Here is a 13,694-nt window from a genome sequence, read left to right as displayed (position 1 = left end):
TATTTGTTTAAATCTTTAAAATAAAATAAAGACACCTCTTATTTTCTATTAACTCTTAAGATCTTGAATGACCATCAAGTTGTCGCTATACTCGGTCGGAAGAGTTTCGGCTACTTTTACTTGTGGTATCCCATCGAATTTAGTCTGACACTTTTCCCCATTACTAATTGATACTCTGTTCCTTTAAATATTGTATGCTCTAGTTCATTATTTCCATCAATTCTAAAAGGTTATATAAAAATTTACGCTTCTAACATCTAATTCAACTATGATTGATTACCTTCAAATTAATACACGTTAGAAATGTAAAAAGACCGTCTTAAAAAGCGGAAAAAGTCGTTTGGTTTTTTTGTTTACAGTATCAGGACTAGAAAGAAAATATCAATTCTCCTTTTCTTAAAATGAAACAACAAGTTTTCTTCTAAATATAACCTACCTACAGATCTTAACGTATCTAAACAACACCACACCATACACTAGAAACTTTATTCCAACATAACTCTTGCCCTTCTAACGTCATTACATCCACCCCAGCCTCTTTTGCAATTAAGCTTGCAGCAGCAAATTCGTGAGGAATCTGATTCATAGTCATAAATATATCCGCATCCCCCTCTGCAACTGAACACGTCTCTAAAGCAGTAGGAAGCTCTGCCATCCTTACACGTTGATAAGAAGGATTTAAAGGCTGTTCTTTCTGCAGAAATGAGGAATGTATTCGAATTTCCGCTTCTTTTAAACGTATTAATTCGTCACGATAGATGGGCTGTCCATTTAGGAAAGCACCTTTCTTTTTTTCTGCGTAATAAAGGTTGTTTAATCGATAATCATAAACACAACCTTGAATCAGAGTATTATTCTCAATGATTGCTATGGACAAGCAAAAGTTGTTCGTTAGTTGATTCATTTTATACAGATTAATGGAAATTAACCAAATTGGATTCTCATTATAGCTTGGAATCTTTTGACCTGAATAACAAAAGATTTCACCAGAATATGTAGTAGTCATTCTTTCGTGAATAAATGAGTATATCTCTTTTTGTATATTCTTCATTGATATTGATGAAAATAAGGGACTATTTGTGCCTGAAATTTCTTTGACAATGGCGAAAATGGTACTTCTACGGTTTGGCAAAAGATCACCTCATATTCGTACGTATATACGTACAACTTTTGGATATATTATAACGTACGCTTATAAGTACATCAAGTACTTTAGAAAGCTGGGTGATTAACATGCCAAAAGTTGAAATAGCACTTAATGAATTACTCCATAAACACGAATTAACTATTCATGCACTTCATTTAAAAACAGGAATTCGCCGCGCTACGCTTAGTGAATTAGCTAATGGGAAGCGCGAACGGATTCAGTTAGAACATATAGAAAAGATTGCTGAAGCTTTAGACATAGATGATATGAATGAAATTTTAAGGTTTAAGTAATTCTAATTCTCTTTCTGAAGAATTTCTTTTAACTCTTCCATAGTTAGTACGTGATCTTTTCGTCTATGAACCATTCGATGACAGTTTGCACACAGTGGAACCAGGTCTTCTTTAGGATTTATCTCTGTACTCCCACCAAGAGAACTTAACGGCTTTATATGATGAATTTCAATAAAATCTCTGCCTCTTTCACAATATTTTTGCTCAAAGTTAAAATTACAAGCAGCACAGGTTACACCGTGGATTTGTATGGCCAACTCACGATTAATTGGGTCACGCTCATATTTCTTCCCATAATAACTAGTAATTCTCCCCTCTGTCCTAGCGCCATATTGTTCTAATTCTTCTGCTATCACATCAGTATGTACCGTATCCATTATGTCTTTACGAGATAAGATTACTTTGTAGGTTTCTTCATCGTCATATATGAAATAGATTTTAACCTCACCTTGAACTCTATTTGCGTATTCGTTTATTAGCAGAGTAAACCGTTTCTCCCATCTCAATCGATGACGTGGAGAGCCACTCGCTTGAACCTTTGCAGAAAAGATATACTCTTGATAGATTAATGTAATTTCTTTTTCTTCACCTTCTTTGAGATTTGTCGACTTAAAGAAAGGACGTATACGCTTAGGTATGACGGTTTCACCGTATTCAAAGGTCGATTGGTCGGCTGTTTTTACTGCAACATTATGATGAAGATCCCATGAGTCATGATTGCCTAACTTCTGCGATTGGCCGTATGTATAACTACTTTTATCAATATCATTCAAACGTTTTCTTAAAGGGAGTACCCAAACAAACCGATTATTTTTTTCTTCATCTAATTGGTGTTCTTGAAGTGGTTCGTTTATTAATTCATATTGACCTCTATACGTGTAAATTCGTTTTTTGTATGCAACAAATAGATGAACAGATACATTGTTTTCGTTGGATTTCGCCAACGTTTTGTTCTGTTGAAATGTTAAGCCCTGGTCTCCCAGCTTTCCCATGACCGTATAATAAAAAACACCGTCTTTTTCTCGATCTTGGTAAAGCTTGGTTTTATCAGAAATAAGCACTAGCGTATTTGTCTTTAACGAGCGTCTCATCCCTCCTTGATTGGCGCAACCAAACAAGGCACTAATTTCACTATTTGTAACTTCTAAGCCTGGAACTAGTTCTAAGTAAGTACGTTTCATTAAATAACTCCTTTTAGATTAACTTTTAGCTATAAGCTAAATAAAAAGCAAAATAAACACAAATGTCTATCTATTATTAATTAATAGAAAACATCCGTGACTTAGGTCTTTGTTATTAGTATAATTATAGCATACATCATTTTAGGAGGTTTACTATGAATATCGCACTAGCAACAATGGTCTTACTCGCAGGTATTATTTATATGTTTACTTTTTTTCAACATACCACAAGACATAAGAAAGCACCTTATGCTTTAATCGCAATCGCTATGGCAATTACTTTATCCGCTTGCGCTGAAGGCGAACAAGCTTCAGCCCAAGATAGTGAACTAGATGAAGCTCAAGCATTAATCGAAGAACTTGAAGCAACAATAGTCGAAAAAGATGAAGAAATTGATGAATTATCTTTACATATTGAAGAAATGGAAGAGCAACTTGATTCATTTGAAGAAGATCTACGAGATCAAATAGAAGAAGAGTACAAAAACGAAATCTCTTCCCTCAATGAACAAATCACCGAAAAAAGTGACAGTCTTTCAAACAATGAAGCAACCATCTCGAAGTTAGAGGAGGAAGTTTCTACACTTAAAGACGAATTAGAAACGGCCAAATCGAAAACGGTCACTGCCTCTACTTCAGAATCTAGTTCCGAAGAAAGCAATCATAGCTGCCCTGCTGGGTCCATTCATATTAACACTGCTTCTGAAGCAGAGGTACAAGGGATTTACCAAATCGGTCCGGATCGGGCAAGTCAAATTATGCAGCTTAGACCGTTTTCTTCGTACAATGATATGAAACGAATTTCAGGCATTGGCGATAAACATGCGCAAGCAATTGAATCTGAAGGAAAGGTTTGCTTCGAATAAATAATTGAAAAATAGCATCAATGGACTTAATAGTTGGGAAGGGCTCGAATAGAGGTGTTCACCCTAACCTTTCCCGCTCTTCCTTTAATCCTTGCCAATATTCCCACCCATTTTTTGACGCACCGCTACATAAGTCTGCCGCATAGCTAGGACTTGGACACACGATGTCTTCTGTTAGGCGAGCGGATTTATCATCAATAGGATCGGCTTGGTTTGCTTGAATTAGTTGGTTTATTTTCGCTTGTAATTTCTGATAGAGTTTTCCTTCGTCTTTATAGTGTTTCAATTTTTCTTGTGGAAATAGGACGGTAGAGCCCTTTGTAATCACAAATTGTCCATCGTGAAGATAGATGGTAGCAGGGTGGTTTTTTTCGGCTCGGTAATAGGTTCGTTCTCCTTCATACGACTCTACTTGCTTTGCTTGTTTTATTGTCACGCCTAATGCTTCTAGTAAGAAGGTAATTTGCCCAGCAAATGTGTTCATTGCCGCTGCCATATACCAATTAACATTCGGTTTGTTAATGCGCATATCCCGGTTCTCTACAATATAAGTCGAAGCGTTAAAGCGCTGGATAAATTCATATTCAAGAAAATCAATAAGTTGTTTATCGAAGCTATTATTGTCGGTAACAAATAAAATGCCAAACTGCCAAAAGTCTTTTTGCTTTAAGTGTTCTTTTAATCGTTTGATGCCATGTATCGACTGGCCAATGTAGATACTTGGTTCTTCGACATCCGAGATAAGAAAATAAACAGCATAGTTGTTGGCGTGCTCAAGTTTCTCTACTTCTGCTAAAAGGCTCTTTTTGAAGTAAAAGCCGCGAATTTGGCTTGTTGGCTCCTGTACCACTTTTAAAGAAGATGCGTGGTTCGAATCTGGAAAATACATCATCGCTGTTCGTTCATTTGGCATGTCGGGTGCAGTCCTTTCTTCGTATCCTCTACCCTGTTTATCGGTTCTCATCACTATATATTTACAGAAAAATCATTCTCTAGCGTTCCATTCGGTTAACACAAATTTCAATACCAATAGATTGTTTGTTTCCGCACAGTCCCGCATGCCAACCCATTTCATTTAGTGGTAAGTGTTGAATAGCCTGAGTATCATCAACAGTTATGTGCCAAGAAACTTGCCTGTTTTGAGCGTCCACTCCTTTCACATAGCTACTATGTATTTGAGCATTCGCACCGACTGAAGTATTTGCTGTTTCGTGTATGGTAATATATGAAGGATTTATAATGGTACCAGGACGATTACTGTTACTTAATGGAATAAACTCTTTTTCTAATTTCATTTTCAACACCTACTCTTTAAATTTATTTTCAGTATTTCTTTCTAAATGACGAAGAAGCCTTTTGAGAAATGGGGGTATATAAATACCGCTCTCATCAATATTTTCAAGAATTGAAAGGATTTCATTAATGATATAAGCCCATATAACCAAAGTTCTTAGAGTAGGTAGAGCCTGACCGTTCAATTCGTTAATTGAACTTTCTATTAGCAAGATGTCTAAAGTGTGTGCAATTCCTATTACAATGAAAATAGTAATTTTTTTTATTAACCCTTTCCACCCCACATTACTTGATAATTGCTGAGTCTTATACGCTTTAACCATCCCTGTTATATAATCAATAATTACGAATATTAACAAATATTGAATCAATACATCCCACTCTCCTGTCCAAAACGTAAAAACTGTTGCTAGTAAGCTAAAAATAACCTTAAATACGCTTTCCAAGTAATATCACTCCTTAAAGAAAAGAGACCTAGCCTCGCTAGCTCTCTTTAACATTAAGTGAAAAACTACCTTTATTTGTACAAGAATTTCACATTACATCCAACCCAATCGTTTAGCGACTAATATAATAAAGTCGTTTTTATAATTGATTGCAGTATTTCTATGCATATTTAATTCTAATGCAATTCCATCCCAAGTTAAGCTTTTATTGCTCCAATATCTTAATTTGATTACTTGTTGCTGTTCTTCCGAAGACTCATCGTAAGTTTTTTTTATAACAGAGACAATGTCCTCCATTTTCCTTATTCTTTTATTGACGAACGCCATAGTCATTTTTTTTGTGTTTTCATGAGCAAAATTTTCATCTAAGAATCCGTTCCATATCATATAGGCAATCTCATGCTCCGTTTCTTTAATCACTTTGATTTCGTTTTCAATATGTTTCATAGTTGCTTGCCTCAATTTTGTCGAATACATCAAATCGCCTCCAATGAAATATTAAATAAGATCATATGTTCTTATTTTAATTATAAATTACTAAAATCTCAACCTATTACCTAATGAGATTGTACTAATAAATTATCAAAATAACCCTTAAATAAAATACAATTTTTTCACAATGTTAAAGCGTCTACTTGTATGTTATATTACTAATAAATTGAAAAGTGATAGGTAAGGAGGTTTTATTATCAGAATTCATCTTGTTGGTTATCTGTCCGTTTTAATGATAACTCTTAGTGGATGTATCTTTAACGATTCAGCAAGAATAGGAGATTCCTTGGATGATTTTGAAGATTTATATGGTGATTATGAATTGAATGAATCACAAAGTTACCCAACTGCGTATTTTTTAAGCAATAATTTAAATGTTGCATTTGTGGATTATGATGAGGAATATAGAGCGTGAACTGTACGTGCTGAAATTACCTCTCTCGAATCACTCGAAGAAGCTTTAAACGAGATCAAAGAACGCTTTATACCAAAGGAATATGAATACAAGGGGCCAAATTGCAATAATCAAATGGTAGCCGAATTATAAGACACCCCAGGCTTTTATTTTGTTGATGAAGATCAGTTAGGGATTGAGGTTACGCTAAACACGAAGGACGGCAACATTTTAAAAAGGGTAAGTGTTGAAGAAGTAGGGTCTGTTGGAGAAAGAAGATATGACTGTGAAGTAGACGTAGATGAATCACTTAAAGTTGGAAATATTTAAATGACAGGAAGGTGACTTAAATATGAAATATAGATATATATTTGTTCCATTGCTGTTCTTTATCTCAGGTTGTTCAAATGAAAGCATAAATACCGAAGATAGTGAGACATCAGATCATACAGCATCAACAGCCGATCATTCAAGCGAGGATTCAATTACCATTGGTTATGAGTACGATTGGGATCATGTCGAACGAGATTTATATAGTTTAGAATCTCAATTAAATCAAGAGGATTACACTAATATTGAAACGTTTTTCCATACATTTAAGCTACCAGAAGAAGGTCGCTTAAGCCTTGATGAGGCAAGGGAGTACTATGAGCAAGATGGAGAAGTAGATCTTGATTATGATTTTTCAGAAAGTGAGATCTATTACAAGAACTTTCTCATTTTTGATGAGGATACCAATATGGCAACGAGTACCAATATTTTTGGATTTGATTCAAACACACTTGATCCTATACAACCTTTTGAAACCCAAGCTGTCGGTTTGTTCATGAGTATTGTTAAAGAATTATATACCGACGGTTTCGTATCTCCTAACGGTGAGCGAGTAGACTCACTTGGAGAAGAGTTAACGGAGGAAGAACATACATATTTAAATGATGACTCATTCTATACGGTCAATCAAGAAGAGAGTGGTTTACCAAAAGGTTGGGGAGCTTTACAAGCTACAATTGATCGTATTGAAGCACAACTGGATTATATAGAACCTTATCTAAAAAAATATCAAGAATTACATTTATGGTCATCTGAAACAAGACAGTATCTACAAGTTGCTGATTCCATAAGTTACCATGATTATGAAGAAGCTTATAAGTATGTATTTAAAGCAACGCTTAACATTGAGCGTCTAGTAGAAACTCTCCCAGATAAATAAAATCGAGACAATTCAGAGGTAGCCTAATAAAGATATTGAAATGTTGAAGACTCTCGTTTCAAATGGCACGCCGATAAAAGATATTGCTAAAATGTGGGGCGTTTCACGAACGATTATATATCGTTTTCTAGATAGATTTGAATCAAAGAAGAAGGAAATACGAGATTTTACAATTAGTTTAGTTATGTTAGTTACAAGCAACTATTTCTAATTTCACAAAACCGATTACAGAAACAGCATGTAAGTGGGTGTAATCAAATGTTATGATTATTACTGATACTAGCATTATAATATATAAGAAAAACAATTTATTTAGAGAAAACGTTTTTCAAGTTGAAAACTAAGTGTTAAAGAGAGAAAGGAATTGAGCAATAAATTGGATTTATTGAAGCAATTACTAAAAACCGAAAAGAGCGAAAAAGTAAATCTCTTATTATTAATTGTACTATTAGTGTTAATTGTTATTCCCTATAACTTTTATTTTTTTTCGCAACAATTTTTTGGTGTAGTAGCAGCTATCTATTTGTTCTTAACCCCACTAATTTCCATTAGTATATTCTTTAATTCCAATCGTTATCACAGATTGTTTATGTTGTTGCTAATAATTCCCTTATCATTAACGTGGTTATTTTGGATTCTACTAATGGTATTATTTGCTTTGGGTGCGTTCTTAGAACCATGATTTTTAAGAGTCTGAAAACTTTTGTTCTTGACCTCGACAGGGAAATTTAGTTCTTTTTTCAAAATCGTATACTTATGAATAAAGAGTTATCGTGAGAGATTGTAAATCAGCTGCCAGTAGGAATAAAAAAGATCTTTAATGTGCCTTTTTTAGATTTTATTTGTTCATATTGTATTTCCGAGAGGAAGCAAAAACTTAATCCTGTTAGGGTATTTCAAACAGCCCTCGTTCTAGTTTAGTCATTTAGTATTGTTAGGATCTTATGGCTGTCTGATTGGATGCTATGAAATAACGACCACGATATATATCGTGGTCGTTATTATTAATCTTCTTTATCTAACCACTCTGAACAAACGTCTCTAAATGCTTTTGCTACATTTTCTGCTTCCTCATTTGAAAATGAATCCACATTGAAAGCTTGTCTGAATAAAGTACGTGGTGTAGAAATCAATGGGTTTAAAGTAGTCAATAGTCGATAAGCTTCATTATAAATCTCTTCTCGGTTATATTCAAAACGATTATGTGCAGCTTGTTTGAATCTTCGACGAAACCCTAAACGATAGTAAGTGTTCATTTCCTCATAAACGTTAGCGTTGGTATCATTAAGATCTAATGCTCTACCAATATTAATTGCATCCATATCTCCTAATAAATCTTCTAATGGAAATGTCCCCGCTGAATCTGATGTATGCCCGATATAATAGTAAGCAGCATCATATAAGGAATTAAACCGACCTTGTTCAAATGCACGTTTTGCATCATCTATTACTGTAATTAAATCGCCTAACCATCCCGCGAAATCAGAGAGTTTTGAGGCTAAATCTCCAATTGTAAAAGTTTTTTGGAAAAGTATTGCATTTAAGGTTGCTGACATGTGCATAAAATCCATATCAGTCCCCGTAATTGGATCGTATAAAATTGGGAAGTCTGAAGGTTTGCCAAATCTTTGTTCTGCTTCTTCTACAAAGTTTGAATCAATAGCACCGGCAATAGGAATCCAAACAGTTGAATTATAATTTTCGCTTCGTAAATAATTCAGAGTCAATATGCTAGCAATTCGATTGTCACCATCTGATCGTTCGTATGCGAAGTTAAATAATTCATTTAACTTATTCATAAATGGAGCATTTTCGGAAACATAGTCTCCTATATTTGGAGTAGTGACACTATTATCTTTTGAAGATACTCCTTGGTCCCGACCTGAGACAATTAAATTATCGATATCTAATAGCCCTGCACCAGATCCAATTGAGTGTTCTTTGACTTGGTTAAAAGCCCAGTCTTCAGGCAACACGTGTCCTTTATTACCGAAAAAACCTGTCGACATACCGCTTACAAAACTAGAAGTGGTTAATCCTCTTTCTGATAAAACTGTACATGCATATCTAGGCCCGTAGACACCAATTCTATAGGAAACTCCCATTGCATGGTACCGATCTATCTCTTCATGTACACCCGTAAAATAAGGAATTATGAGATTGTTTATTTGTTGCAATGACACATCGAAATCAATTGCAAAATAAATAATTGTATTATAAGAAAACTGTAGAGTTGTTGCTGCTTGTATCGCATCTCTCGCATCAATAATGCCCTGATTATAAGAAAACCATTCCGCATGATCTGCAAATCGTTGATAGATCGGAAAAACTCTAAGACCTGATCCGTAAATGGTGTTCAACTCCGCCGATGATAGTGCAAAAGAACCTGTTAAATAACGCCCAACTATCTGTCTTCCATCGTTGACTAAGGTTTGTGCTCTAGCAGGAGTAATAGTGTAAGAAGTATCAATACCTGAACCTTTTACATCAGGGTTTCCTGTACTTACAAGCAACGACATCCATGTATTTAAATTGACGACACCATCCGAAGGTAACTTGTGGAAAGATTGAAATTCTTTAACCTGATTTTCCATAGTTGAATCAAAACGCCCACCAAAATTTCCAGGGTTATAATTATTCACATATAAACAGTATTGAATTAATTGAACAAAGTTTGTTCGAGAGTCACCTATTCTAATTGTTGGAGTTGCGGCCCTTGTACCAAGACCGAAGTGACCATTTGCTCCACTAACATTAGCTTCTAGTTGCAAGCCATAGATTAGAGCTGTATTTGTGTCTCTTGAATAATGACCATCAGCAGGTTGAATTGCTGTTGTATTATAGTAGTTTCCATTCAAATTTCTTTGAATTAATCGGATATTCTCATCGCCATTATTAACTAATCTATAGGCGTCCATATTTAACATTGCCTGAAAAACACGCGGTGTAACAATTCCATTTGGAGTAAGTCCAGCGTCACTTTGCATTTGTTTGACACCATCTTCAGTTCCAGGACCGAATGTTCCTGTTAAACCTCCAGGGCTGTATCCTTTGCACCACATAGCTCCTTGAAGAATCATGACGATTATGGAATCGACATGATTATTATCACCCTTTCGTAAAGTCGGACATGCCGCTAAGGTAGCTGGCCCAAAAGAGTTAACTGGATTAGCGATCCCGATCTCAAGTTGTAGTGCCCTTGTTAATCCATACATAGTTGACCATCCAGTACGTCCATTTTCAGGAACTTGTCCTCCCCAATTTGGTCGAAAACTATAACTAACGTTTAACCACTTTTGGACTTGTAAAACCATTTCATCCATAATGTAACCTCCTATGTGTAACTTAAGCTTCTTGTATTCGCAAATTATATACAGAAAAAAACGTTACTTAGCATTATAAGATGGATTTCTTATAATTTGTTTGAGTTACATAATCAGTCATGTTTATTCACTCCTTCTTACTTAATAATTAAATACTAAGCTATATTTAGTTTAAGATCGTACAAGAAAAGTACACGATTATTGATCCCAAGTAGTTACATAATTGATACATCTTTGATTCGTTTACAATCAATTCTTTGTTTAAAGTAAATACTCACCTTTATTTACTTTTTTGTATCCGCTATTCCAATAAGACTTATCGTAAATCCATAGGGATTCGGTTTCGACCTCCAACATTGGTTCCACATTCGGAAAGAGCTTATAAATATATAATTGAAGCAACACTTAACATTGAGCGTTTAGTAGAAACTCTCCCAGAGAAGTAACATCGAAACAATTAGAGGTAACCTATAAGGTTACCTCTAATTGGAATTTAAAACTTATTTAAAAAGATCTTCGCTTAATTGATACTTTTGTTGAACCCCTTCCTCGATTGACTCAAGGAATTCATTCACTTCATTTTCGTCAAAATGATAAAACAGCTCAGCTTCTTGGAAATTTTCTTGTTTATCCAAATAACTTACAATACCTAAGAATTGACCTTCTGAAACTTTCTTTTTATCAACTACGACCTCTTCTTGTTCAATCATAAGAATATTTTTGTCAACTTGTTTTTTAAAAGTAATCATTATTTTTCCTCCTGGTTCATTAATAGTTATTTTTCTTGTTCAAAGATAGTGATCTTAATTAGATGAAAATTAAGCGTGATAAAAAGTTGGAGATGTTTCGTTGATACCTTCTAACGTCCAGAGAACGCGCATAGGTGCGCTTGATTTTCGTACATTTGTGAAGGTTTCTTCAACACTTCTAGCAGGGCAAATACGTGTGTCTCCATACCTTCTGTTTAACCTTGTTCCGACTGTTTCATAAACTGCAGACGTCACCATACGTTGTAATCGAATATCTACGGTTCCACAAGAAGCGTAACATGGTCCGCAATTGTACACTGAAACTGGTATATTGTTGTGTGAGGAAATTGCATAGGTAATAGCTGTTTCAATAGGTTTTAATTCAACACCTCCATGCATTCGGCGTTGATAAGTTCGATAAATAGTTGCCATAATCGCTTACTCCTTTTAGTAGAATTAATAAATCGTTGTGATTTATTTAAGTTAATTTTAGTTAATAATGAACAGTTATTCATCTAATAAAAGTACAAAATGTTTTTAACCGGAATTATTGCTGGTCCTATAAGAATAATAAAGCTGTTGGAACAGGTAATCGCTAGATTCTTTTTTAATATGTAGTTTCAAATAGTTTCATTAATTAGGTACGAGCTTTATCAAACCCAACGTGACACTGTACTAAGTCTATTCATGACTGAGAGAGCCTGACAATTCCTGCACCATCGAAAAACCAATAAAGGTAGCCTATCGGCTACCTTTAATTGTTAATTTAGAACTTATTTAAAAAGGTCTTCGCTTAATTGATACTTGTGTTGAACCCCTTCTTCGATTGACTCAAGGAATTCGTTCACTTCATTTTCATCCAAGTGATAAAATAGTTCAGCCTCTTGGAAATTATCTTCTTCATCCAAATAACTGACGATAGCTAAGAATTGACCTTCCAAAATCTTCACTTTATCAACTACGACCTCTTCTTGTTCAATCATAAGAATATTTTTGTCACCTTGTTTTTTAAAAGTAATCATATTTTTTCCTCCTTGATCATTAATAGTTATTTTCCTTATTCAAAGATAATGGTCTTTGATTAGATGAAGGTTAAGCGTGATAAAAAATTGGAGATGTTTCGTTAGTACCATCTATCGTCCAGAGAACACGCATAGGTGCGCTTGATTTTCGTACATTTGTGAACGTCTCATCGACTCGTGTAGAAAACTGCGCAACGCAAACCCGTCGGTTTAACCTCAAACCGACAGTTTCATACACCGCAGATGTTACCATTCGTTGCAATCGTATATTTACGCTTGCGCAAGTTGCGTAACAGTATTTGCAATCGTATACTGAAACAGGAATGTTGTTGTGCGAAGAAACGCCGTAAGTAATAGCAGTACTAATGGTATTCGTTTGTCCTGGTCTTACTGGATCAGGACGTCGGTAAGATCGATAAATAGTTGCCATAGTCGCTTGCTCCTTTTAGTAGAATTAATAAATCGTTGTGATTTATTTAATTTAATTTTAGTTAATAATGAACAGTTATTCGTCTAATAAAAGTACAAGATATTTTTAATTGAAATGATTGCTCGGAGCCATATGTTTTCAAAAACACTAATAAAAAACCTGCCCTTATTGGACAGGTTTTCACTGACTAGCTGCACTAAATGCCAGAAAAAATTCTTACAATTCAACAAGCTCTGCAAGTTTAACAGCAAGATCCGCTAACGGTTCTTCAGCGGTGTCTAGACCACTTCTAGACATGAGTAACGGACTGACATCTCGGAGAGCTTCATAAGTTGTATAGTGCACTATGGGTATGAGCTGCTCACGAGAAAGAACAGCGGAAAGTTCCTCTTCAGCGACGCCCTCTGCACGAATCCATTTCAACATTGCAGGTGTCACCAGTACAATTCCAACTTTGGAGCTCGCCAAACCTTTTAGGTGTTGCAGCACTTATTACAGGATCAGCTTGTAGCACATTACATGCATGGGTACAGACGACGAGCGCTGCTCATAAACATAAGGGGAATACTCCCCTTATGTTTCATTTTGCGACTATTGGGAATCTATCATTATAAGGTTACAAATGGAAGGGTGTTCCAGATGAACGCTGGTGTGAAAATCACCGTATTACTTGTTGCATTTGCTATTGTATTTACCGGTGTTGGTTTTCTAGTTTCTGATGAGTATACAGTTGGAAACATTATGGCTTATACCGTTATTGGGATTGGTGTTGGTGTCCTTTTCGTTTTATTGCGTTTAGCCGTTGACAAAAACAGAGGTAAGAAATTTTTAGAGAAATAAATGAGTAC

General features: G+C 35.1%; 16 protein-coding genes and 2 pseudogenes. 6 read left to right on the top strand and 12 right to left on the bottom strand.

Annotation, left to right across the window (positions count from 1 at the left end; genetic code table 11):
* Positions 1-454: 454 nt before the first annotated feature.
* Positions 455-1,132 (bottom strand): inositol monophosphatase family protein, encoded by a 678-nt coding sequence (locus tag PQ477_RS10855; protein WP_274271750.1) that lies wholly within the window; start codon positions 1,130-1,132, stop codon positions 455-457.
* 101 nt (positions 1,133-1,233) lie between these two features.
* Here PQ477_RS10855 and PQ477_RS10850 point away from each other — a divergent pair, with 101 nt between their 5' ends.
* Positions 1,234-1,440, top strand: coding sequence for a helix-turn-helix domain-containing protein (locus PQ477_RS10850; protein ID WP_038476737.1), 207 nt, complete (start codon positions 1,234-1,236; stop codon positions 1,438-1,440).
* A gap of 2 nt (positions 1,441-1,442) precedes the next feature.
* Here PQ477_RS10850 and PQ477_RS10845 read toward each other — a convergent pair whose 3' ends face one another.
* The gene (locus tag PQ477_RS10845; RefSeq protein WP_274271748.1) at positions 1,443-2,621 is read right to left on the bottom strand and encodes an HNH endonuclease; all 1,179 of its coding nucleotides are present in this window, start codon (positions 2,619-2,621) and stop codon (positions 1,443-1,445) included.
* A gap of 155 nt (positions 2,622-2,776) precedes the next feature.
* Between PQ477_RS10845 and PQ477_RS10840 the strand changes: the two genes are divergently transcribed.
* The gene (locus tag PQ477_RS10840) at positions 2,777-3,487 is read left to right on the top strand and encodes a ComEA family DNA-binding protein (protein WP_274271747.1); all 711 of its coding nucleotides are present in this window, start codon (positions 2,777-2,779) and stop codon (positions 3,485-3,487) included.
* A 58-nt stretch (positions 3,488-3,545) separates the two neighbouring features.
* Here PQ477_RS10840 and PQ477_RS10835 read toward each other — a convergent pair whose 3' ends face one another.
* The 4 genes and pseudogenes from PQ477_RS10835 to PQ477_RS10820 all read right to left on the bottom strand — a co-directional run bounded on the left by PQ477_RS10835 (position 3,546) and on the right by PQ477_RS10820 (position 5,703).
* Positions 3,546-4,400 (bottom strand): GIY-YIG nuclease family protein, encoded by an 855-nt coding sequence (locus PQ477_RS10835; RefSeq protein ID WP_274271746.1) that lies wholly within the window; start codon positions 4,398-4,400, stop codon positions 3,546-3,548.
* 94 nt (positions 4,401-4,494) lie between these two features.
* Positions 4,495-4,782 (bottom strand): annotated as a pseudogene (locus PQ477_RS10830) (peptidoglycan recognition protein family protein); the annotation flags it as partial.
* Between the two features lie 9 nt (positions 4,783-4,791).
* On the bottom strand, positions 4,792-5,226 hold the full coding sequence (locus PQ477_RS10825; RefSeq protein WP_274271745.1) for a phage holin family protein: 435 nt from the start codon (positions 5,224-5,226) through the stop codon (positions 4,792-4,794).
* A 93-nt stretch (positions 5,227-5,319) separates the two neighbouring features.
* Positions 5,320-5,703 carry a DUF722 domain-containing protein gene (locus PQ477_RS10820; RefSeq protein WP_274271744.1) on the bottom strand — a complete coding sequence of 128 codons (384 nt, stop codon included), beginning with the start codon at positions 5,701-5,703 and terminating at the stop codon, positions 5,320-5,322.
* Positions 5,704-6,004: 301 nt separating this feature from the next.
* Between PQ477_RS10820 and PQ477_RS10815 the strand changes: the two genes are divergently transcribed.
* The 3 genes and pseudogenes from PQ477_RS10815 to PQ477_RS20920 form a co-directional block, all read left to right on the top strand.
* Positions 6,005-6,133 (top strand): hypothetical protein, encoded by a 129-nt coding sequence (locus PQ477_RS10815; RefSeq protein ID WP_274271743.1) that lies wholly within the window; start codon positions 6,005-6,007, stop codon positions 6,131-6,133.
* A 331-nt stretch (positions 6,134-6,464) separates the two neighbouring features.
* Entirely contained in the window at positions 6,465-7,322 is an 858-nt protein-coding gene (locus PQ477_RS10810) for a hypothetical protein (protein WP_274271742.1), read from the top strand.
* 28 nt (positions 7,323-7,350) lie between these two features.
* Positions 7,351-7,458: pseudogene (locus PQ477_RS20920) on the top strand (helix-turn-helix domain-containing protein); the annotation flags it as partial.
* Between the two features lie 868 nt (positions 7,459-8,326).
* Here PQ477_RS20920 and PQ477_RS10800 read toward each other — a convergent pair.
* The 6 genes from PQ477_RS10800 to PQ477_RS10775 form a co-directional block, all read right to left on the bottom strand.
* A complete protein-coding gene (locus PQ477_RS10800; protein ID WP_274271741.1) occupies positions 8,327-10,645 on the bottom strand; it encodes a glycoside hydrolase domain-containing protein in 2,319 nt (772 codons plus the stop codon).
* A gap of 500 nt (positions 10,646-11,145) precedes the next feature.
* Positions 11,146-11,394 carry a hypothetical protein gene (locus tag PQ477_RS10795; protein WP_274271740.1) on the bottom strand — a complete coding sequence of 83 codons (249 nt, stop codon included), beginning with the start codon at positions 11,392-11,394 and terminating at the stop codon, positions 11,146-11,148.
* Positions 11,395-11,463: 69 nt separating this feature from the next.
* The gene (locus PQ477_RS10790) at positions 11,464-11,826 is read right to left on the bottom strand and encodes a hypothetical protein (protein WP_274271739.1); all 363 of its coding nucleotides are present in this window, start codon (positions 11,824-11,826) and stop codon (positions 11,464-11,466) included.
* A gap of 341 nt (positions 11,827-12,167) precedes the next feature.
* Positions 12,168-12,416 carry a hypothetical protein gene (locus tag PQ477_RS10785; protein ID WP_274271738.1) on the bottom strand — a complete coding sequence of 83 codons (249 nt, stop codon included), beginning with the start codon at positions 12,414-12,416 and terminating at the stop codon, positions 12,168-12,170.
* A gap of 70 nt (positions 12,417-12,486) precedes the next feature.
* The gene (locus tag PQ477_RS10780; protein ID WP_274271737.1) at positions 12,487-12,846 is read right to left on the bottom strand and encodes a hypothetical protein; all 360 of its coding nucleotides are present in this window, start codon (positions 12,844-12,846) and stop codon (positions 12,487-12,489) included.
* 216 nt (positions 12,847-13,062) lie between these two features.
* A complete protein-coding gene (locus tag PQ477_RS10775) occupies positions 13,063-13,272 on the bottom strand; it encodes a hypothetical protein (protein ID WP_274271736.1) in 210 nt (69 codons plus the stop codon).
* Between the two features lie 213 nt (positions 13,273-13,485).
* On the opposite strand from PQ477_RS10775, the gene PQ477_RS10770 reads away from it, so the two are divergent.
* Positions 13,486-13,686, top strand: a complete 201-nt coding sequence (locus PQ477_RS10770) for a hypothetical protein (RefSeq protein ID WP_274271735.1) — start codon at positions 13,486-13,488, stop codon at positions 13,684-13,686.
* Positions 13,687-13,694: the final 8 nt, after the last annotated feature.

The sequence above is a fragment of the Shouchella hunanensis genome, from assembly GCF_028735875.1.
In the GTDB taxonomy this organism is placed as follows: Bacteria; Bacillota; Bacilli; order Bacillales; family Bacillaceae_D; genus Shouchella; species Shouchella hunanensis.
The sequence above is the reverse complement of the archived record's forward strand: the minus strand, read 5'-3'. Positions and strand labels throughout refer to the sequence as shown.